Genomic DNA, 20,646 nt, shown 5'->3' on the forward strand with positions numbered 1-20,646 from the left:
AGGGCCGGTACGCATTCTGGATCCCGATGCGAACGGTCCCTAGGCTGACCGGCACGTTGCCACACCGTGGTGGCATCCCACAGAGAGCGCGTGCCTCCCATGACCGGACTGCCCATCCGCATCTCCGACGACGTCGCCCAGGCCGTCGCCGACGGGACCCCAGTCGTCGCGCTGGAGTCGACCATCTTCACGCACGGGCTGCCGCGCCCCCGCAATCTGGAGGTCGCGCTGGAGGCGGAGGAGCAGCTGCGGGCCGCCGGGGTCGTCCCGGCGACGATCGGCGTCTTCGCCGGGGTGCCCACGGTGGGGCTCGGCGCCGACCAGATCAAGGAGCTGTCCGAGTCGGACGACCTGGACAAGGCGAGCCTGCGCGACCTGCCAGTGGTCGCCGCACTGGGGCGGCACGGCGGGACGACCGTCGCGGCCACCGCCTTCCTCGCCCACCGGGCGGGGATCCGGGTCTTCTCCACCGGCGGGCTCGGCGGCGTGCACTTCGGCGCGGCGGAGAGCTTCGACGAGTCCGCCGACCTGACCACGCTGGCCGCCACGCCCGTCACCGTGATCAGCGCGGGCGTGAAGTCGATCCTGGACATCCGGGCGACGCTGGAGCGCTTCGAGACGCTCAACATCCCCGTCATCGGCTACCGGACCCGCACGTACCCCGGCTTCTACGTCACCGACTCCGGGCACGAGATCGCCTACCGCGTCGACTCCCCCGAGGAGGCCGCGCGGGTCATCGCGGCCCGGGACGGTCTGGAGCTGCCCCAGGCCGTGCTGATCGCCAACCCGGTCGACCCCGCCGAGCAACTGCCGCCCCAGGAGCTCGACGCGCTGCTGGCCAGGGCCTGGGCCGAGGCCGAGCGCCGGGGCGTCACCGGCAACGCCTCGACGCCGTTCCTCCTCGACTACATCCAGCGCGACACCGGGGGCCGCAGCCTGGACGTCAACGTCGCGGTCTACCGGGGCAACGTCCGGCTCGGCGGCCGGATCGCCACCGCCCTGGCGGCGCTGCGGAACGAGGCGTAGACCGGTGCTCGGGGTACTCGGCGACCTGGTCGAAGACGTCGTGGTCTGGGTCGACGGGCCGTTGCGGCACGGCACCGACTCCACGGCCCGGGTCTTCCGGCGGCGCGGCGGCAGCGCGGCGAACGTCGCGAGCTTCGCCGCCGGCCAGTGGCCCGCACGGTTCATCGGCTGCGTCGGCGACGACCCGGTGGGGGACGGCCTGGTCGCCGAACTGACCGGTCACGGCGTCGACGTACGGGTCGTCAGGAGGGGCCAGACGGGCAGCATCGTCGTCCTGATCGACGACGCGGGCGAGCGGACGATGCTCCCCGACCGGGGCGCGGCCACGCTGCTGGACGCCGTGCCGGACGAGTGGCTCGCCGGCCTGGCCCACCTGCACGTGCCCGCCTACTCCTTCGACGGGGAGCCGGTGGGCGGCACGGCGGTCGACGCCCTGCGGCGCGTCCGGCGCGCGGGCGGCACCACCTCGCTGGACGCGTCCTCGACGGGCATGCTCGGCGGGTTCGGCCGGGAGCGCTTCCTCGCCCTCGCGGCCGGGTTGAGCCCCACACTGCTGTTCGCCAACCGGGAGGAGGCCGCGTTCCTCGGGCTCCTGGTGGACGGCCGCCCCGGCCCGGAGCGCGCACGGCTGGCGGCCACCACGGTGGTCACCAAGTCCGGGGCGGCGGCGACCGTCGTGGACGCGCCCGGGCGGGCCCCCTTCCCGGTGCCCGTCCCGCCGGTCGACGACGTCCGCGACCTCACCGGCGCCGGCGACGCGTTCGCCGCGGGCTTCCTCGCCGGCCACCTGGCCGGCGCCGACCTGCGCGAGGCCACCGCGTCCGGCCACCGGTGCGCGGCCAAGGTCCTGGCCTCCCCCGGAGCGTCCTTCGGCGACGGGTGAACGCCGCGCGGCCGACGGCTGTCGGTGGCGGGACCTAGCATTCCTGCTGTGTCGGTCAACATAGAACTCGGTCTTGTCGTCGACGGCCTCACCGGTCGGGAGCAGGCGTGGGAGGTGGTGCACGCCCTCGTCGCCGTGCTGCGGGACGAGGGGATCGAGGACGAGGTGCGGATCGGCGTGGGCGAGCTGGACGGGGAGTTCATCGTCTCCGGCGAGAGCGAGTACCCGCTGGTCATCACCCGGTTCTACGCCTGGCGGCCGGCGTTCGAGGGCTCCGTCGCCGAGGCCGTCGGGACGGTGGCGCCGAACGCCCGGGCGGCCGTCGAGTGGGGTTACCCGGACGAGCGCTGAGCGGCCGCGTCGGTCGGTCCCGCGGGCGCCGCCCCGGGCCCGCTGACACGCCCACGGACGGCGGAGAGTCCGTCACCGCGCACGGCCGGTCCGATAGGGATGGCTCGTCCATCGCCGATCCGAAAGGCCGACCCATGTTCCCGCTCAGCCCGATGCCGAAGTCGATGACGTCCGCCGTCCGCGCGGCCGGTGTCGTCCTGCTGCTCTCCGCGCCGCTGCTGGCGGCCCAGCCCGCGGCCGCCGAAGGCCCGAAGACGCCCCAGGAGGCCGCCGTCTGCCGGGGCGTCGTCGGCACCCTGGTCGGCGGATCCCTGCTGTTCGGCCCGGGCGGGGTGAACGCGGTCTGCGCCGTCCAGCCGGACAAGGCCCCGGCCGACGACCTGTCCTGACCCCGTGCCACCGGTGCGGCCGCACGGTCCGCGGCCGAACCGGACGGCGGCGACGAACGGCCGGGGCGCGCGACGATCCCTGGAGACCGCCCTGCGCGCCCCGGCCGTTCGGCGTGTCACGGCGCCCACCGGTACGGCCGGGGCGTCGTCTCACCCGGTCGTCCGTGCGGGCGGCTCGGTGGCCGCATCGGGTACCGGGTCGCCGAACGACCGGGCGAGGGCGGCGAGTTCGGCCGGTTCCAGGACGAGGTCGGCGGCCGCGGCGGAGTCGCGGATGCTGGCGGCCCGGCGGGCGCCCGGGATCGGGACGACGGCGGGGGAGAGGGCGAGCAGCCAGGCCAGCGCGATCCGCTGGGGCGAGACACCGCGCTCGGCGGCGATCCGGTGGAACGCAGCGGGCGCGACGGCGGTGTCCGCTGGGCGGTCGACGGCGCTGCGCGACAGTCCGCCCAGCGGACTCCAGGGCAGGAAGGCCAGCCCCAGGCGCTCGCTGAGCCGCAGCTCCGGCTCGGCGGTCCGGACGGCCGGGGAGAACCGGTTCTGCACCGAGACCAGTCCGGCGCCCAGGACGTCCCGCGCCACCAGGATCTGCTCCTCGTCGACGTTCGAGATGCCGGCGGCCCGGATCTTCCCGGCGTCCAGCAGCTCGCGCAGGGCGCCCACCGACTCGGCCCACGGCACCCCGGGGTCGGGCTTGTGCAACTGGTAGAGGCCGATCGCCTCGACGCCCAGCCGTCGCAACGAGCCCTCGCAGGCCTGCCGCAACCGCTCCGGACGGCCGTCGACCGTCCAGGAGCCGTCACCGGGCCGGCCGCGCCCGCCCTTGGTGGCGACCAGCACGGTGGCCCGGTCCGCGGCGGGCCGGGCCGCCAGGGCGCGGGCCACCAGCCGTTCGTTGTGGCCGAGTTCGCCGGCGTGCCAGTGGTAGGAGTCGGCGGTGTCGATCAGGGTGACCCCGGCGTCGAGCGCGGCGTGCAGGGTGGCCAGGGCGGACTCCTCGTCCGGGCGGCCCTCGACCGAGAGCGGCATCGCGCCCAGGCCGACCGCGCTGACGACCGCGGCGCCGATGGTGCGCTGTCGCATGTCAGACCTCCTGTGCGGGAAGGGCGGCGGCCTCGGCCACGGCGCCGGGCAGCCAGTCGGCCACCGGGGAGAAGTACAGTCCGAGCGCGACCGCGCGCCGGTTGTCCATCGGGTACCAGCGGTCGAAGGAGAACGGCGAGGCGTCGGCGCCCGCCGCCACCCGGTAGTGCGCGGTGGTGCCCAGCCGGTCGGCGATCAGCTCGCAGAGCGCGACCACGTCGAGGGCGTCCGGGGAGCAGGCGTTCAGCGGGCCGACGGCGGTGGAGGCCGCGGACCGCACCAGCGCGGCGGCGATCTCCTCGTGGTGGACGAAGGAGGTGGGCTGCGGATCGGCGTGCACCGCGACCGGCCGCCCGGCCGCGATCAGCTCCGTGTAGTGCGCCAGCCGGCCGGTGAAGTCCCGTGCCCCGCCGCCCAGGACGTGCCCGCTGCGCACGCTCGCCCAGGAGAACGGCGGGTCCTCGGCGAGCACCGCCTCGGCCTGCCGCTTGCCCTCGGCATAGCGGGTCGCCTCGTCGGCGTGCCGGGTGAGCGCCGCCGGATCGTGCCACGGCAGCTCCGGCCGGACCGCCCGCGCGGTCGGGTCGACGGCTTCCTCGGGCACCGGGACACCGGGCGTGGTGCGCACCAGGGGCGAGGTGGCCGGGTCGTACACCTCCATCGTCGAGGTCATCACGTACCGGTCGGTGCGGCCCGCGAACACCCGGCGGGCGACGGCCGCCTGGAGCGGGGTGTAGAGCACCTGGTCGATCACCGCGTCGAAGCCCCGGCCGCCGAGTGCGGCGGCCAGCCCGGCCTCGTCGGACCGGTCGGCGCGGACGTGGTCGACACCGGGCGGCGGTGGCGCGGAGCCGCGGTTGACCAGGGTGACGCGGGCACCGGAGTCCCGCAGCAGGGTGACCAGGTGCTGGCCGAAGTACCGGCTTCCGCCGATGACGCAGATGTTTCGCATGCCCTCACTCTGCTGCCGTATCGTCATCAGCGGAACTGCCGACCTGCTGAACGCGTCATCAGCAGAACTGTTGACCGGGGAGAGCGCGATGATCGACGTCCGGAGGCTCGTCGTCCTGCGGGCGGTCGCCGAGCACGGGAGCTTCAACCGGGCCGCCACCGCCCTGCGGCTCACGCCGTCCGCGGTGTCCCAGCAGGTCGCCGCGCTGGAGCGGGGCCTGGGCACGGTGGTGGTGGAGCGCTCCACCCGGGGCGTGCGGCTCACCGAGGCGGGGCGACTGCTGGTGGAGGCGGCCACCGCCGTCTCCGCCGAGCTGCGCCACGCCCAGGAGCAGATCGGCCGGCTGGGCGCGGCCCGGCCCCGGCTCACCCTCGCCACCTTCACCAGCGGCGGGCGGCACCTCCTGCCGGCGGCGCTGACCCGGTTCGCCGCCGACCACCCGGAGGTCGAACTGCGCATCCTGGAACGGGAGCCCGAGGACAGCCTGCCGATGGTGCGCGAGGGGGTCGCCGACCTCGCGCTCGCCTACCACTTCGACGGACCGCTGCCGGTGCTCCCCGGCGACCGCTCGGGCCTCGACTGGACGCCGCTGATGGATGATCCGCTCTCGGTGGTGCTGCCCGACGGTCACCGGCTGGCCGGCCGCGAGGCCCTGGACCTCGCCGAACTCGCCGACGAGCGCTGGGTGCTGGGCTGCCTGAAGACCGAGACCTTCCTGCGCCGGTACGCGGCCGTGGCCGGTTTCGAGCTGCGGGTGGCGGGCTCCACGACCGACTACTTCTTCGCCCGCTCCCTGGTCGCGGCCGGGGTCGGGGTCTCGCTGGTGCCGTACGTCGCGCTCGACCCGGCCCTGCCCGGCACCCTGGCGGTGCCGGTGACGGCGCCCCGGCCCGCCCGGCACTTCGGGATCGCCGTCGCCCGGGGCCGCCGGCTGCCGCCGTACGCCGAGGCGCTGGCCCGGCTGCTCCGGGAGCAGGTGGCGGCGGGCGCCGGGGGCTGACCGACCGTTGGGGCGCCGCCCGAATACGGTTCAAGTCGCCCGTCCGTCCGGCGACTTACCCGCAGGTGAAGAGTTGGATCGGGCCTTCCGGTGCGGCTCCGGCCCTGGTCACACTGTTGTCATGACCCGCACTCTACGCGCGTGGAAGACGCGCGCTGCCGCCGTCACCGCCGTCGCCCTGCTGACCCTCGCCCCCGTCGTGACCGCCACCGGGGCCCAGGCCGCCGTGAGCGGCTCGGTGTGCCTCTCCGCGCTGCCGCCCGAGGCCGACCACACCCTCGACCTCATCGCCAGCAACGGCCCGTTCCCCTACTCCCAGGACGGCGTCGTCTTCCAGAACCGCGAGCGCGTCCTGCCGAGCCGGTCCACCGGCTACTACCACGAGTACACCGTCGTCACGCCCGGCTCTCCGACCCGCGGCGCCCGCCGGATCGTCACCGGCCAGGCGTACCGGGAGGACTACTACACCGGCGACCACTACGCGACGTTCCGCCTGATCAAGTTCACCTGCTGACCCCACCCGGCCCGGTCGCCGACCGTCCCCGACCCGTTCCCGACCACCGCGTGCCGGCCCCGACGACCCCGTCGGGGCCGGCACCGCGCCCGGGCCTCGGTTGCTCGCCGCGCTTGAGAGCCTGCCAGTCGCCGGGCCCGGTTGTTGGCGATGATCTGGTGGAACTTCATCGGCCGATCCGAACGCGGAGCGTCAGTTCGCGAAGCTTGCGGCCGGTGGTAGTGATGTTGTATCGACGCGCGTTCTTGAGAGCCGCTTTGGTCAGGGCCGTGCGCCGGTGGACGTCCCGGCCCAGCTCGTCCAGGGCTTTGGCCAGCGAGCGCGGGTCGCCAGGAGTGAAGGGAACTCCGGCGCTCCCGAGTATCTCCCTCACACCGGGAAGATCAGAGTAGGCAACCGGAAGTCCGTGGGTTTGAGCCTCCCAGTGCGCTCAGCGGGCGAGCTCCTTTCGTGGTCATGTTCTCCTCTTTGCTCCGCCCACGTTCAGGGAGGCAAGCGGGCGTCGGCGTGGTGTCAGGAAGGCACGTGGCACCGGTTCGAGCGGGGAGGCTCCCCGGCGTCCCGGGGAGGTGTTCCGGCCGTCGCCGCCGGAGGGTGTCGCCGTTCGGGAAGTGGCTCCGATCATGGGGCCGTCGAGCGCGGAGACGCTGATCTCGAACCACACGATCTTGGCGCAGGCCAGGTCCGCACCGATCGATGAGGGCTCCCAGCCGTAGGCGGTGGCCAGGGTGTTCACGAGCTGAAGACCGCGACCGTTGATGGCGTCCGCCCCAGCCTGCCTGGGCTGCGGCATGCCCCGTCCGGGGTCCGCGACCCACACGCGGATTCGGCCCGTCTCCTGACGGATCTGCACTCCGTAGGCGAGCGCTGCGCGGCCGTCCCGGACCTCGCCACCGTGGCCGTGTGTGATGGCGTTGGTCAGGAGCTCGGACAGGCAGGTCTGAAGCTTGAACTTCTCGTCGTCGACGAGGTCGACACCGAGTTCGTCGGCCACGACCTTGGCGATCTGTCGACGAGCTGGTCCCACCGCGCGGAACCTCGCGGTGGTCACAAGATTGATGCTTGTGGGCATGACAAAATCCTTGGGGATTGCGCCTGTGGGGAGCTGGTTCTTTGGCGTGTGCGACTGGTGCCTGATGGCGGGGCAGACGGCAGCGCGCGGTCTTCGGGATCGTCGACGTTCGCCGTTGGTTCCACAGAAGCACCACGAAGTCGCGAAGAACAGAGCAAACTTGGCGGATGTATGGGGCGCTGATGTGGCAGAGGCTGTCCTGAGCTGCATCGACGTCGGAATCACGAGGTCCGGGAAGTCAGCCGATGGTTGTCAGAAAGCGATCAGCGCTGGCGGTCCAGCGTGATGCGGCGGGCCACACGCAGGAGAGCCTCGCCGAGGCACTGGGCCTTGATCGGTCTACGGTTGGGCGCTGGGAACGTGGAAAGGGGGAGCCGCGTCCATGGCAGCGTCCCAGGCTCGCCGAGGAACTCGGAGTCGGCCTCGGCGAGTTGAAGGATCTGATCCAGAGCGCCAGCGCTGCCACCGCCTCGGAGCAGGACATGTTGTCGGGGGATCCGACCGGCAAGTCACCTGCACGGCTCGCTGTCCCTCGCTCCACAGCGCACGTCGCAGGTGCTCAACTGGGCGACAGCAACACGCACATCATTGACTGGGCCGCTGCCGGACCAGCAGGGGAATCCAGGATGGCCGGCGGCCGTCTCTGGGCCACGGCTGATGAGATCGATGTTGCTGAAGGAACGCTGGGCATGTTCCGGCAGTTGGACCACACTTACGGGGCGCGCCGGTATGCGCCCCGGGTGGCGGCCTACATCAGCGGTGAGCTGGCTGATCTCCTCGCCCGTCCGACGGCTACCGAGGAGGTGGTCAGGTGCCGGGCTCGCGTTGCCACGGGATTCCTCGAACTCGCGGGCTACCAGGCGGTGGACAACGGGGATCACGAGCAGGCACAGTCCTTCTACCGACGTGCACTTACGTTGACCGCTGCCGCGAACGATCGGCCCTACGGTGCCTACCTTGTGGCGGTCAACCTCGGGCACCTGGCCCTGCACTGCGGCCGGCCCAGGATTGCGCTGACATGGGCATCGTCCGCACACACCGCAGTCGGCACCTTGGCCAGCCCCGCCACCCGGGCTGCCATCACCGCCGTACTCGCCCGCGCCCATGCCCGGCTGGGGGAGGAACCCGAGGCCAGCCGACTGCTCGTCCAGGCGGAGTCGCTGCTCGACGGCGCGGACCCAGAGGACGAGCCGGGCTGGATCGGCTACTTCACCCCGGCCTACCTGGCGGACGAGGCGGCTCACTGCCTGCACGATCTCGGGCACGCCCCGGCCGCTCGCCACCAACTGGCCGACGCCCTCGACGGTGTCGGCCGCGACAAGGTTCGACGCCTTGCGATCGACGCAACCCTGCTGGCCTCGACATGGCTTCGTACGGGCGACCTCGACCAGGCCTGCACGGTCGGCACCGAGGCTGTGGGGTACGCAGCCCGTACGGACTCCGGCCGTTGCGTGCAGCGCGTCGCCGGCCTCCTCGTCGAGCTGGAGCTTCACGCGAGCCACTCAGCGGTCGCCGAACTTCGCGAGTTCGCACGGGAGGTGCTGCCCGACGCGGATCAGCTCGCGCTCAGCATGCGGCGGATCGGATGAGGCGCTCGTAGAAGGCGAGTTCGACCCGCAGTGCCTGCTCCAGGTGGTCCGGCGCCGAGAGGTAGTGATCGCCGCCGTCCAGGAGCAGTGTCTCGTGGTCGTGGTTCAGCGCCGCGAGATCGTCGGCCAACCGCATGGCGTCGCCGGCAGAGGAGATCTCATCGGCTGTTCCATGGATCAGGAGGAGCGATGCTTCGATGGCTCCCGCCTGTACCGCGCCCGCCGGTCCGGCGAGGACGGCGGCATGCTGCCGCTGGAACGCGGGCACGGACTCCTGCCACCGCGCGGGGTCGATGATGGCCGATGTCGCCGTCGCTCCGGTGAAGGGACCCGGTCGGCAGGCAGCCTGCAGGGCGGTGTAGCCGCCGGCGCTCGCGCCGCTGATGAAGACGGCACCCGGAGCGCCGACGCCGTCCGCCACCAGCTGCTCGGCCACCATCACGCAGTCGTCGACGTCGTACTCACCCCAGTGGCCGTGCAGGGATTGGCGGAACGCCCGCCCCTGCCCGGTGCTGCCGCGGTAGGCGACCTCGGCGACGGCATAGCCGCGGCTGACGAAGAACTGGATCGTCCAGTCGAGGCGAAGTGGCACATCGTCGGTGGGGCCGGGATGGGCTCGAACGATCAGAGGAGCGGGACGTCGGCCGCGGGGAAGGTGGAGGAGGTAGCGCACGTCCCACCCGTGGGACGTGACCGATTGCTCGGTGGGGGGCGAGACGCTCCCTTCGGGCGCCCTGTTCTCGGCTGCGGTGACCGGACGCGCGGACCGGCCGGCGTCGAGCGCGAGGTCGATCAGATACACGCTCGGGCGACTGGTCGGGGTCGATCCGATGACGGCGACGGTGTTTCCCAGCGAACCGAGATACGGCTTCACGGACGAGAGGTTCGTCGCGCACCGCCGGCGCCGACCGTCACGTCCGACCGCCACCACATCGGTCCGGATCCCGTCGTTCGCAGTGAGGACGACCTCGCCGGACGCGGTGATCACGTACGACTGGTAACCGCCCTCCCACGGCGCCGCAGCACAGTCGGCATCCAGCGGCGCGACAGCCTCGACCTGGCCGTCCGTGCAGCGGTAGAGGTTCCACCAGCCGGTGCGATCGGACAGGAAGTACAAGCGCCCCCCGGGGCCCCACTGGGGCTGAACGACGGACTCGTGCTCGCTACCGGCGACGATGCGGTCCGTCCCGACCCGACGCGTGCCGACCTCGGCCAGGCGGAGCCGCGACGCGTCCCAGGGCATTTCGTCGCGGCGCCATTCGAGATAGGCAAGGAGATCGCCCTGCTGCCGGGGCGCCGCCAGGAATCCGGTCGAGCGAACCAGGACCCGGACGCCGTCGGGCGATATCTCGACGATCTCGTCTCCGGCCTCGTCGCCGCGGACGGCGAGCAGGGGCCCGGCCGGTGAGCACCACAGGTCGCCGTACGCGTAGCCGTCCTCGGAGGGTACGACCTGTTCGGGCCCGTTCCCGGCTTCGATGCGGTAGACCTTGCTGTCCGCGGCCCTGACGAACCACACGGTGCCGTCCGCAACGGCATAAGCGCCGCCGCCGTAGGCGTGCAGACACCCTCCGACGGACACCTGGGAAGGCGTCTGTGGTTCGGCGACCCCCGTGCTGCCGGCCCGCATGAGCCGTCGCGCTCCGCCGAGGTCGGGGTCGGACTGCAGCCACCACAACGCGTCGTCCGAAGCGCGAAGTTCGTCGTACGAGACCTGCTCGCGGGCCACCCACGCGGACGGGAGCGGCCCGCTGTGCTCGCCGTTCATTCGATGCCTCAGCCCCTCTGCTCCGTCTTCCTCGAAGGCTACCCGGAGAGCCCTCGGGGAGGTTCGGTGACGTCAATTGAGCTCGGCCGGGGCGTTTCCGATCAGTTGGTGGTCCACCCTGAGCGTTGAGCGCTCCCGTCCTGCGTGGCGATCGCGGGACGGCAGCGTCGGGCCGCGCCGGCTGTCGAGGTGCTTGAACGACGCGGTCGGTAGCAGAGGTCGAAGGGCAGAGGTCGGAAGGCAGGGGCAGGAAGCGGCGGACGGAAGCCGCCGGATCAGAAGGCGGCGGGCAGGCCGAGGCGGTCGGCGAAGAAGGCGAGCAGGTCGGCGAAGAGGGCGGTGCGGCGTGAGGCGGCCCGGGCGCCGTGGCCCGCACCGCGTTCGAGCCGGAACAGGACGGGCTGCCCGCTGCCGGTCGCGGCCTGGAGGGCGGCCGCCATCTTGCGGGCGTGCAGCGGGTCCACCCGGCTGTCGCCGTCGAAGACGGCGAACAGCACGGCGGGGTAGCCGGTGCCGGCGCGGACGTGGTGGTACGGGGAGTAGGAGAGCAGCCGGGCGAGTTGTTCCGGATCGGTGGCGCTGCCGTACTCGCCGGTCCAGCTCGGCCCGAGGCCGGAGAGCTCGTAGCGCGCCATGTCGAGCAGGGGCGCCATGCAGACCGCGGCCGCGAAGCTCGCGGGCCGCTGGGTGAGGGCGGCGCCCACCAGCAGGCCGCCGTTGGAGGCTCCCCAGATGCCGAGCTGCCCGGGGGTGGTCCAGCCGGCCGCGACGAGGTGGTCGGCGGCGGCGTGGAAGTCGTCGAAGGTGTTCTGCTTCCGGTCGAGCATCCCGGCGCGGTGCCACTCCTCGCCCTCCTCGCCGCCGCCGCGCAGGTTGGCGACCGCGTAGACCCCGCCGGCCCGGACCCAGGCGATGGCCTCCGGCGCGTAGCCGGGGGTCAGCGACTGGCCGAAGCCGCCGTAGCCGGTGAGGATCGCCGGGCGGGGGCGGTCCGGGGCGTCGCGCCGGGCGAGCACGAACATCCGGACGGTGGTGCCGTCCCGGGAGGTGTAGCCGACCCGGCTGGTCACGAGGTCGTCCGCCGGGTCGTCCGCCGGTCCGGGCACGGCGGCGCCGGGGACGGGCCAGACGTCCACCGCCCCGGTGCGGTGGTCGTAGCACAGGACGGTCGGGGGAGTGGCGAAGTCGGTGTGGACGAACCAAGCCCGGTGGGCGTCGGTTGCGGCGACCCGGACCTTGCCGACCGTGCCCAGCGGGGGGACGGGCACGGAGCCGAGCGGCCGGCCGTCGGCCAGGTCGTACAGGGTGATCTCGCCGACGGCGTGCCGGGTGCGGACCACGAGGGCGACCGGCCGGGCCGGGTCGGGGCCGTCGAGGATCGCGAAGTCCTCCAGGACGGCCTGCGGGTCCTCCGGGATCAGTTCGGTCCAGGTGTCGGGGGTGGGGGCGCCCGGGGTGGTGACCACGACGCGCCCCCGGGGGGCGTGCAGGTCGGTGGTGAGGTAGCAGCGGCCGTCCGGCGGGGTGCCGGGGCGGATGTGCGGCTGCGACCGTGCGTCGAGGCCCTCCTGCAGCGGGCGCAGCCGGGGCCGGTCCGGCCGGTCCTCGGTCAGGTCGGCGATCCACAGGTCCCGGCGGGGCACGGCGCCGGCGGCGGCGCCGACGACCAGCCAGCGGCCGTCCGCGCTGATCCGCACGGTGTAGTGCTGGGTCTTCGCCCGGCCGGTGCCGAAGACCAGCGCGTCCCGCTCCGGGTCGGTGCCGATCAGGTGCAGCCGGACCCGGCGGTGGTACTGGCCCTCGCCCGGGTTGAGCGCGGGGTGCAGCCGGCGGACGTAGTAGAAGCCGCTGCCGTCGGGCAGCCAGGCGACGGTACTGCGGCGGACCCGGTCGATCGGGCCGTCCAGGAGCCGGCCGGTGTCGACGTCCAGGACGCGGAGGGCGGCGTCCTCGGTGCCGCCGGCGGCGAGCTGGTAGGCGAGCAGGCGGCCGTCCCAGGACGGCTCCCACTCCTCCAGGGTGGTGCCGCCGGTCGGGTCGACCAGCGCCGGATCGACCAGCACCCGGACGGCGCCGGACGGTTCGACGACGACGAGCTCGGGGTGTTCGGCCCCGGGGCGCGAGCGGGTGAGGAACAGCCGCGCGCCGGCCGGGCGGGGGGCGGAGCGGGCGCCGAGCCGTCCGGACAGCTCGGTGAGCCGGGCCTCGGCGCTCGCGCGCGCCCGCCAGCCGTCGGCGGCGGCGCGGTAGCGGGCGTCCTGCTTCTCGGTCCACTCCAGGACGGCCGGATCGTCGGCGTCCTCCAGCCAGCGGTACGGGTCGGGCGGCAGGAGGCGGTCAGTCATCCGAGCTTCTCCCGGGGTCGGTGCCGGCGGTGCCGGCTTCGGCGGGGGCGGCGGGGTCGGGGCCGGGTGGGGCGGCGTGCGCGACGACGGCCGGTTCCGCCGGCTGCTCCGCCTCCGCGCCGGCCTCCGTCGCGGCCCCGGCACCGAGCCGCCCGGTGGCCCGCAGCGGGATCCAGCCGCCCGCGGTGACCGCCGCCGTCAGCACCGCGAGCACGGCCCAGGTGCCGGCGCCGCCGAGCCCCTGCAGCAGCGTGCCGGCCGCGACCGGGCCCAGTGCGGCCAGGCCGCTGAGCAGCAGGCCGGTGGCGGCGCTCACCCGGCCGATCAGGTGCCGGGGGGTCTGCCCGAACAGGGCCTGCCCGACCACCACGCCGGCCGCCGGCGACAGCGTCATCAGCAGGGTCAGCAGGGCGGCGACCACTCCCGGCCGGAACGTCAGCGTGAACACCGCGAGCACCGCCGTCCAGCCCACGCCGATGCCGAGCAGGATGGCCGGCACGCTCAGCCGTTTGACGAGCCAGGGGGCCAGCAGGGAGCCGACGATCCCGCCGACGCCCGCGCAGGACAGCACGGGCCCGATCACCCAGCCGGAGGCCCCGTTCGCCTGCAGTTCCAGGATGACGATCACATCGATGGCGGCCGCGACCAGATTGATGACGGCCGCGTACACCAGGATGACGAACAGTTCGCGCTGCCGCACCAGCCAGCGGATGCCCGCCGTCAGCCCGCGGTCCTCGGCGCGCGGCTCCGCCGCCGTGGGGCGCACGGTGATGCGCCGGATCAGCGCGGCCGACACGGCGTAGGAGAGCGCGTCGACGGCGAACGGCAGCATCCGGTCGGCCGCGAACAGCACACCGCCGAGCGCCGGCCCGGCCAGGCTGACCGCGGCCTGGAGGGCCTGGCCCATGCCCAGCGCGTCGGCGAGGTCCTCCTTGGCCACGACGTCACGGGTGAGGACGGTGTTGGCGGGCCCGAACAGCGCGGTGGCGATCCCCTCCACCGCGGCCACCAGCAGCAGGTGGGCGTAGGACGGCGACCCCCAGAGGGCGACCAGCGGGATGGTGGCCACCGCCACCAGGCGCACCAGGTCGGTGGTCAGCATGACCCGGCGCCGGTTCCACCGGTCCACCAGGCTGCCCGCCGGGAGGCGGAAGCCGAGCCTGGTCACCAGGGCGACGGTGGCGACCGCCCCGGCCTGCGCCGCGTTGCCGCCCAGGCTCAGGACCAGCAGCGGGTAGGCGATCGTCGACATCGACGAGCCGAGCGCCGAGGTGAGGTCGGCGAGAAAGGACCGCCGGAAGTCGCGGTTGGTGCGCAGCACGCCTGCCAGCACTGTCCCTCCCTCCCCGGCTACAACCGGCCGGTGGCGTGCAGGTGGTCGAGGATCCGCGCGTCGACGTTGTCCTGGAAGCGCGTCATGACCTCGGTGTCGGCCTGCTCGTACTCGTAGCCGCAGGTCACCCAGCGGTCCGGCACCGTGCCGGTCTCCAGGTAGCCGTGGTCGACGTGCCCGACCTCGAAGCCCGGCTTGCCGGCCGACTGCCAGCTGCTGAACAGCGTGCCGTCGGCGTTGACGACGGCGCCCTCGCGGCCGCCGGGGATCGAGCAGATCTGGCAGGTCGTCCGCATGCTCGGCTTGGCGAACCGGTAGCCGCGTTCGAGCGCCTCGACGGCCCAGTCGACGAAGTGGTCCTCCACCTGCCGGGCCCGCGCGAGGTCGTTGCGGTACCCGATCCCGGAGTCGCCGACCCAGGCGTAGGTGAAGGTGCAGCGGCTCGGGTCCACCTTGCCGTCGAGCTGGCCGAAGAGCGCGCCGATCCGCTCCACGTTGTGGTGCGAGACGTTGACCCGGAAGTTCCAGGACAGCCGGGTGGCCTCGGTGGCGGCCGCCACGTTGGTGACGATGGCGTCGAAGGTGCCCCCGCCGGCGTGGGTGACCCGGGTCGCGTCGTGGTCCTCCCGGCTGCCGTCGAAGGTGATCTGCACGGCGCGCAGGCCGGCGGCGCTGAGCTGGACGGCCCGTCGGCCGGTCAGCAGCACGCCGTTGGTGGTCATGGCGGCGGTGCCGAGGCCCAGCGGCGCGCAGCGCTCCAGCAGCTCCAGGCAGCCGCGCGGGTTGAGCAGCGGCTCGCCGCCGAACAGCAGCAGGTAGAGCCGGTCCAGGCCGGCCTGCGCCATCCGCTCGCCGGTGAACTCGACGATCCGGTCGATGGTTCGGGTGTTCAGCCGGCGCAGGTTGATCCGGGGCGGGCGGTGGCCGCCCTTCGGGTCCTGGCCGGTGTTCTGGAAGCAGTAGCCGCAGCCGAGGTTGCAGGCCGTGCTGGTCAGCACCGTCAGCGCGAAGGACTTCGCGGTCCGCTCCCGGTAGGCGCCCGCGTCGCGCAGGAACTCGTCGATGTCCGGGCGCAGTCGGCCGTCGGCCGCGACGTGCTCCGGTTTGAGCAGCGTCCACGTCCGGTTGCCGATGAACCACCAGCCGCGGTCGCTCCTGATCAGGCGGGGCGCGTCCACCTCGTCCAGCCGGGTGCCGATCATTGCTCTCCCCTGGGTCGGCGGGCGCGGCCGCCGTCGGCGGGCCCTGACAGCGTGAGGCTAGGCAGCCGCGGTTTGCCGCCGGTATGCGACAGGTTGACGGGCAGCTTCCGGCCCGGCCCGGGCGGCCCGGGCCTGCGGCGGGGGCATACCGGACGTAAACCGAACCCCAACTGGCCGCTCCTAAGCTCACGGAGACGACCGGACTGTCCGACCTACGCCAGGGAAGAGGGCTGATCGACGTGCCCGAGCCGACCCCCGCCGAACGGCCCGCCGAACCGGCGGCCGACCTGCCCGCCGCGTACCCGGGCGCCGTGCCGGACCTGCCGGCCGACGACGAACCGGAGGTCGTCCTGCACTCCGCCGACGGGGACGACGGCGAAACCCCGTGGTGCATCGGCGACATGACGGCGTACTGACCGGAGGGCCCGACCGATGAGCTGCCCGTCCTGCGCCACCGAACTCCCCCCGGACGCGCGATTCTGCGCCCGGTGCGGCACCCCGGTCACGGCCCCGACGCCGGCGGCCGAGGAGCGCAGGGTCGTCACCGTGCTGTTCTGCGACCTCGTCGGGTCGACCGAGCTGTCCGGCAAGCTCGACGTCGAGGTGCTCCGGTCGATCCTGCTGCGCTACTACGAGCTGATGGAGCGCCGGATCGGCGCCCACGGCGGGATCGTGGAGAAGTTCATCGGCGACGCCGTGATGGCCGTCTTCGGCCTCACCGCGACGCAGGAGGACGACGCCCGCAGGGCGCTGGAGACGGCGGTGGACATGCTGGCCGCGCTCGGCGAGCTCAACACCCAGCTGGAGCGCGACCACCGGGTCCGGCTCGGTGCCCGGATCGGCGTGCACACCGGCGAGGTGGTCACCACGGCCGATCCGGCCAGGCGGCAGGCGCTGGTCTCCGGCGAGGTGGTCAACGTCGCCGCCCGGCTGGAGCAGGCGGCGGGCCCGGGGGAGGTCCTGCTGAGCGCGCAGACCTGGCGGGCCTGCGGATCCGGGCTGACCGTCGCCGAGGTCGGCCCGGTCAGCCTGAAGGGGGTGGCCGGGCCGATCGAGGCCGGCCGCCTGCTGGGCCTCTCCGAACCCGAGCGCGCGCCCCGCTCCGACGTGCCGTTCGTCGGCCGGGAGCGCTACCTGAGCGAACTCGACCTGGCCTGGCGGCGGGTGGCCGAGGAGGGCGACGTCCACGTGCTCACCCTGCTGGGGGAGGCGGGCATCGGGAAGACCCGCCTGGTGGACGAATGGCTGCGCCGCTCGGCCCCGGCCGTCGAGGCGGTCGGCGCCGGCCGCTGCCGGGCCGCCGGCACCGGCGGCTCGCTGCACGCGCTGGCCGAGTGCATGGCCCCGCTGGCCGAGGAGGCCGAGCGGCACGCGCTCGACGGGTCGGCCACCGCCGCGGCGCTGGCCTTGCTGCGCACCGGGCTGCTGCTCGACGGCACGCCGGCCCCCTCCGAGGACGACACCTGCGCGGCGGTCGCCCACGTGCTCACCGTGCGTACCGGCGAGCACCCGATGCTGCTCGTCGTCGACGACCTCCACTGGGCGGACCAGCCGTTCCTGGCCCTGCTCGACCGGCTGGTGGAGGACCTGCGGCGGCTGCCCATCCTGGTGCTCTGCCTGGCCCGGCCCGAGCTGATGGACTCCTGCCCCACCTGGGGCACCGGCCGGGCCAACTCGACCACGGTGACCGTCACCGGCCTCTCCGCCGGGGACTCCGCCGTCCTCGCGGCCCACCTGGTCGACCTCGCCCTGCACACCTCGGCCGCCACCGAGCAGATCGTGGCCCAGGCCGACGGCAACCCGCTCTACCTCGAACAGCTCGCCGCGACGGTCGAGGAGGCGGGCGGCGCCGAGGGCCTGCCGCCCAACCTGCACGCGCTGCTCGCCGCCCGGATCGACCGGCTGGACGAGACGGACCGGACCGTTCTGCGCCACGCCTCGGTGGTGGGGCGCGAGTTCGACGCCGAGGACCTGGAGGCCCTGGCGGGCGAGCCCGGGCTGCCGGCCGCGAGCGGCACGGTGCTCCGCACCCTGACCCGGCGCGGCCTGGTGAAGCCGATGCGCCGCCCGTTCGGCGCCAGCGCCGCCTACTGCTTCGTCAACGGCGTGACCCAGCGGGTCGCCTACGAGGGGCTGACCAAGGTCCGGCGCGGCGAACTCCACGAGCGCTACGCCGAGTACCTGGTGCGGGCCGGGCGCCCGGACGCGCTGATCGGCACCCACCTGGAGCAGGCCTACCGCTACCGCAGCGCGGTCGGCCGCCGCACCGACCGCGATCCGCTGCTGCGCCGGCGGGCGCTGCGGCACCTGGCCCGGGCCGGCGTCGGCGCGCTCGGCCGGGTGGACCTGCCCTGGGCGCTGACCCTCCTGCAGCGTGCCGCCGACCTCGCCGACCCGGGCGACCGGGGCCGGCCCGAGGTGCTGCAACGGCTGGGTGAGGTGCTGCTGGCGATCGGACGCTCCACCGAGGCGCGCGAGGTGCTGGTCCGCGCCGTGGCGGAGGCGGGCGAGCACGGGGCGGCGGGGACGGCCGCCCACGCCCGGCTGCACCTCGCCGCGTGCGAGCACGACGACGCCGCCCTGGAACGGGCGGCCGTCGACGGCCTGACGGTCTTCCGGGCCTGCGGCGACGAACTGGGCCTGGCCCGGAGCCACCTGCTGCTCGCCGGGTCCTGCCAGCGCCGGGGGCGGCACGGCGAGGCGGTGACGGCGCTCGGCCACGCCCTCACCCACTCGCTCGCCGCGGCGGCCGACCGGGAGCTCGCCAACACCCTGGGCGCGACGGGGCTCTCGCTCTGGCACGGTCCGGAGCCGGCGCCGTCCGCCGCCGCCCGCTGCGAGACCCTGCTGGCCACGCACGGGGCCGACCGGCTGGCCGTGCAGGTCACGCTCGGGTTCCCGCTCACCGTGCTGCACGCCCTCCAGGGCCGGTCCGACCGGGCGGCCGAGTGCCTGGCCGCCGTCCGGCGCGCGATGGCGGCGCTCGCCTACGGCGAGGGCGCGGTGTTCGGGCCGCTGCTCGACGGCACGCTCGCCGAGCTGGCGGACCGGCCGGAGCAGGCCCAGGCCGCCCTGCGCGAGGCACTGGAGGCGGCCCGGGCACTGCGCGCCGGTGGCCTGGTCCGCACCACCGCGCTCGAACTGGCCCGCGTCCAGCTGGCGGCCGGGCAGTGGCGCCAGGCCGCCGACCTGGTGGCGGACCTGACGGTCGCCGACGGGCACCCGGTGCTGCAGGCCAACCGCTACGGCGTCCAGGCCAGGATCCGGGCCCACGGCGGCGAGCACGGGCAGGCCCTCGCACTGGCCCGCCGGGCCGTGCAGCTGGCCCACCGCACCGACTCCCCGGCCGACCAGGCCAGGGCCTGCCTCGACCTCGCGCACACCGGCGCCCTGCTGGGGCTGCCGCGCCGGGCGGGGGCGGCGCTGCGGGCCGCGCGGCGCCGCTTCGACGCGAAGGGGCACCTCGTCGGAGCGGCCCGGACCAGGCTGCTGACGCAGGAGCTGGGCCTGGCCGAGGAGCCGGGCCCGGCGGGGGAGCGGGGCGAGCGATGACCACCACACCGCCTTCCGCCCGGCCGGCCGGCCGCGTCGCTGCCGGGGCGGCCGCCCGGGCCGGCGCCGGGACCGCCACCCGGGCCGGCGCTCCGCTGACCTGGAACCTGCTCGACCGCCGCCCCGCCGACATCCCCGTCGCCAGCTCCGAGACGGTGCCCGTCACGCCCGAGTGGGCCCACGGCGGAGCGGACGGCACCGGCGTCCGGGTCTGCATCGTCGACAGCGGCGTCGAGGCGGGCCATCCGCTGGTCGGCGACGTGGTCGGCTCGCACGCCGTCGTCGGGCGGGACGGCGGGCTGACCGTGGAGGAGGTGACACCGGCGGACACCTGCGGCCACGGCACGGCCTGCGCCAGCATCGTCCGGCGGGTGGCCCCCGGCTGCGAGCTGCACAGCGTCCGGATCCTCGGCGAGAACGGCGGCGGAACGGGCGCCGCCCTGCTCGCGGGGCTGAGCTGGGCCATCGAGCAGCGGTTCGACGTGATCAACCTGAGCCTGTCGACCTCGCGCCCGCAGTTCAGCCAGGTGCTGCGGGAGATGGCCGACGACGCCTACTTCAACCGCTCGGTGATCGTCGCCTCGGCGCACAACTCCCGGATCGAGAGCTTCCCCTGGCGGTTCTCCTCGGTGATCTCGGTCGGCAGCCACGCCGAGGACGACTCGGACCTCGTGCTCTACAACCCGGACCCGCCGGTGGAGTTCTTCGCCCGGGGGCAGGCGGTGCAGGTCGCCGGGCCGAACGGCAGCACGACCCGCAACACCGGCAACAGCTTCGCGGCGCCGCACGTCACCGGACTGAGCGCGCTCATCCTCGGCAAGCACCCTCGTCTGACGACCTTCGAGCTGAAGACGATCCTCTACCTGACGGCAGCCAACGTGCGGGGAGTGTGAGATCCATGGACCATCCGGCGGACTCCACGGCGATGATCGCGGCGATCTCGGGCGCCCTGGCCGATCCCGGCCCGGACGACCGCGAGTTGCTGTCCTCCATCGTGCGGGTGGCGCGTTCGATCTTCGGCGCCGCCGCGAGCTCGATCTTCCTCTTCGACCGGGAGGAGGACCAGCTGGTCTTCGAGGCCGTCTCCGGGGAGGGCGAGGACTTCCTGGTCGGGACGAGGTTCCCGGCGCACCGGGGGATCGCCGGCTGGGTCGCCGACACCGGTGAACCGATGACGGTGGACGACCTGCGGGGCAGCGCGATCTTCGCGCAGGACCTCGCGGAGCGGACCCGTTACGTGCCGGACGCCATCATGGCGGCCCCGGTCGTGCACCGGGACGAGATCCTGGGCGTCATCCAGGTGCTCGACCCGCACCCGCAGTCGCGCTCCAGCCTGGCCGACCTGGACCTGCTGGTGGCCTTCGCCGGCCAGGCCGGGCTCGCCCTGCACGGCCTGGTCCGCAGCCGGGCGGCCCGCAGCGCACTGGCCCTCGGCGGCGCGGAGTTCGAGCGGCTGGCCGGCATCGTCCAGGTCCTCGGCGAGCTGGCGCCGGAGCAGCGGGCCAGCGGGTTGCGGCTGGTCGAGTCCCTGCACGAGGTGCTCGCCGCGATGGCGCGCTGAGCGGGCGGTGGAGGCGGCGGGCGGGC

The 20,646-nt window shown here is 74.1% G+C and carries 18 protein-coding genes; 11 read left to right on the forward strand and 7 right to left on the reverse strand.

The genetic code is table 11. The features are described from left to right. Positions 1-99 precede the first annotated feature (99 nt). From ACWDRR_RS21680 to ACWDRR_RS21695, 4 genes are all read left to right on the forward strand, one after another. Positions 100-1,026 carry a pseudouridine-5'-phosphate glycosidase gene (locus tag ACWDRR_RS21680; protein ID WP_449773809.1) on the forward strand — a complete coding sequence of 309 codons (927 nt, stop codon included), beginning with the start codon at positions 100-102 and terminating at the stop codon, positions 1,024-1,026. Positions 1,027-1,030: 4 nt separating this feature from the next. Continuing rightward, complete coding sequence (locus ACWDRR_RS21685; protein ID WP_449773810.1) at positions 1,031-1,909, forward strand: carbohydrate kinase family protein; 879 nt, start codon at positions 1,031-1,033, stop codon at positions 1,907-1,909. A gap of 48 nt (positions 1,910-1,957) precedes the next feature. After that, a complete protein-coding gene (locus tag ACWDRR_RS21690) occupies positions 1,958-2,260 on the forward strand; it encodes a hypothetical protein (RefSeq protein WP_449773811.1) in 303 nt (100 codons plus the stop codon). 134 nt (positions 2,261-2,394) lie between these two features. Beyond that, positions 2,395-2,649, forward strand: a complete 255-nt coding sequence (locus ACWDRR_RS21695; protein WP_449773812.1) for a hypothetical protein — start codon at positions 2,395-2,397, stop codon at positions 2,647-2,649. 150 nt (positions 2,650-2,799) lie between these two features. Here ACWDRR_RS21695 and ACWDRR_RS21700 read toward each other — a convergent pair whose 3' ends face one another. Both ACWDRR_RS21700 and ACWDRR_RS21705 read right to left on the reverse strand, forming a co-directional pair. Continuing rightward, positions 2,800-3,732: an aldo/keto reductase gene (locus ACWDRR_RS21700; RefSeq protein WP_449773813.1), complete on the reverse strand. Its 933-nt coding sequence runs from the start codon at positions 3,730-3,732 to the stop codon at positions 2,800-2,802. A gap of 1 nt (position 3,733) precedes the next feature. Further along, a complete protein-coding gene (locus ACWDRR_RS21705; protein WP_449773814.1) occupies positions 3,734-4,684 on the reverse strand; it encodes an NAD-dependent epimerase/dehydratase family protein in 951 nt (316 codons plus the stop codon). Between the two features lie 88 nt (positions 4,685-4,772). Here ACWDRR_RS21705 and ACWDRR_RS21710 point away from each other — a divergent pair, with 88 nt between their 5' ends. After that, positions 4,773-5,684, forward strand: coding sequence for a LysR family transcriptional regulator (locus ACWDRR_RS21710; RefSeq protein ID WP_449773890.1), 912 nt, complete (start codon positions 4,773-4,775; stop codon positions 5,682-5,684). Positions 5,685-5,805: 121 nt separating this feature from the next. After that, positions 5,806-6,198 (forward strand): ribonuclease, encoded by a 393-nt coding sequence (locus ACWDRR_RS21715; RefSeq protein ID WP_449773815.1) that lies wholly within the window; start codon positions 5,806-5,808, stop codon positions 6,196-6,198. A gap of 454 nt (positions 6,199-6,652) precedes the next feature. Here ACWDRR_RS21715 and ACWDRR_RS21720 read toward each other — a convergent pair whose 3' ends face one another. Next, a complete protein-coding gene (locus tag ACWDRR_RS21720; protein WP_449773816.1) occupies positions 6,653-7,270 on the reverse strand; it encodes an ATP-binding protein in 618 nt (205 codons plus the stop codon). A 245-nt stretch (positions 7,271-7,515) separates the two neighbouring features. Between ACWDRR_RS21720 and ACWDRR_RS21725 the strand changes: the two genes are divergently transcribed. Next, positions 7,516-8,859, forward strand: coding sequence for a helix-turn-helix domain-containing protein (locus ACWDRR_RS21725; RefSeq protein WP_449773817.1), 1,344 nt, complete (start codon positions 7,516-7,518; stop codon positions 8,857-8,859). Here ACWDRR_RS21725 and ACWDRR_RS21730 read toward each other — a convergent pair. The 4 genes from ACWDRR_RS21730 to ACWDRR_RS21745 all read right to left on the reverse strand — a co-directional run bounded on the left by ACWDRR_RS21730 (position 8,837) and on the right by ACWDRR_RS21745 (position 15,507). Further along, complete coding sequence (locus tag ACWDRR_RS21730; protein WP_449773818.1) at positions 8,837-10,627, reverse strand: prolyl oligopeptidase family serine peptidase; 1,791 nt, start codon at positions 10,625-10,627, stop codon at positions 8,837-8,839. The two genes, ACWDRR_RS21725 and ACWDRR_RS21730, sit on opposite strands and share 23 nt — an antisense overlap. A 275-nt stretch (positions 10,628-10,902) precedes the next feature. After that, entirely contained in the window at positions 10,903-12,972 is a 2,070-nt protein-coding gene (locus ACWDRR_RS21735; RefSeq protein ID WP_449773819.1) for a prolyl oligopeptidase family serine peptidase, read from the reverse strand. After that, the gene (locus tag ACWDRR_RS21740) at positions 12,965-14,305 is read right to left on the reverse strand and encodes an MFS transporter (RefSeq protein WP_449773820.1); all 1,341 of its coding nucleotides are present in this window, start codon (positions 14,303-14,305) and stop codon (positions 12,965-12,967) included. The genes ACWDRR_RS21735 and ACWDRR_RS21740 overlap by 8 nt, the downstream gene beginning before the upstream one ends. 17 nt (positions 14,306-14,322) lie before the next feature. Continuing rightward, positions 14,323-15,507, reverse strand: coding sequence for a radical SAM protein (locus tag ACWDRR_RS21745; protein ID WP_449773821.1), 1,185 nt, complete (start codon positions 15,505-15,507; stop codon positions 14,323-14,325). Between the two features lie 239 nt (positions 15,508-15,746). Here ACWDRR_RS21745 and ACWDRR_RS21750 point away from each other — a divergent pair, with 239 nt between their 5' ends. The 4 genes from ACWDRR_RS21750 to ACWDRR_RS21765 are packed head-to-tail and all read left to right on the forward strand — an operon-like array spanning position 15,747 to position 20,620. Then, positions 15,747-15,923: a hypothetical protein gene (locus ACWDRR_RS21750; protein ID WP_449773822.1), complete on the forward strand. Its 177-nt coding sequence runs from the start codon at positions 15,747-15,749 to the stop codon at positions 15,921-15,923. A 16-nt stretch (positions 15,924-15,939) separates the two neighbouring features. After that, the gene (locus ACWDRR_RS21755; RefSeq protein ID WP_449773823.1) at positions 15,940-19,059 is read left to right on the forward strand and encodes an adenylate/guanylate cyclase domain-containing protein; all 3,120 of its coding nucleotides are present in this window, start codon (positions 15,940-15,942) and stop codon (positions 19,057-19,059) included. Further along, the gene (locus tag ACWDRR_RS21760) at positions 19,056-19,952 is read left to right on the forward strand and encodes a S8 family peptidase (protein ID WP_449773824.1); all 897 of its coding nucleotides are present in this window, start codon (positions 19,056-19,058) and stop codon (positions 19,950-19,952) included. Before ACWDRR_RS21755 ends, ACWDRR_RS21760 begins: the two co-directional genes overlap by 4 nt. Before the next feature lie 5 nt (positions 19,953-19,957). Beyond that, positions 19,958-20,620, forward strand: a complete 663-nt coding sequence (locus tag ACWDRR_RS21765; RefSeq protein WP_449773825.1) for a GAF domain-containing protein — start codon at positions 19,958-19,960, stop codon at positions 20,618-20,620. Positions 20,621-20,646 lie beyond the last annotated feature (26 nt).

Source organism: Kitasatospora sp. NPDC003701 (assembly GCF_053587085.1).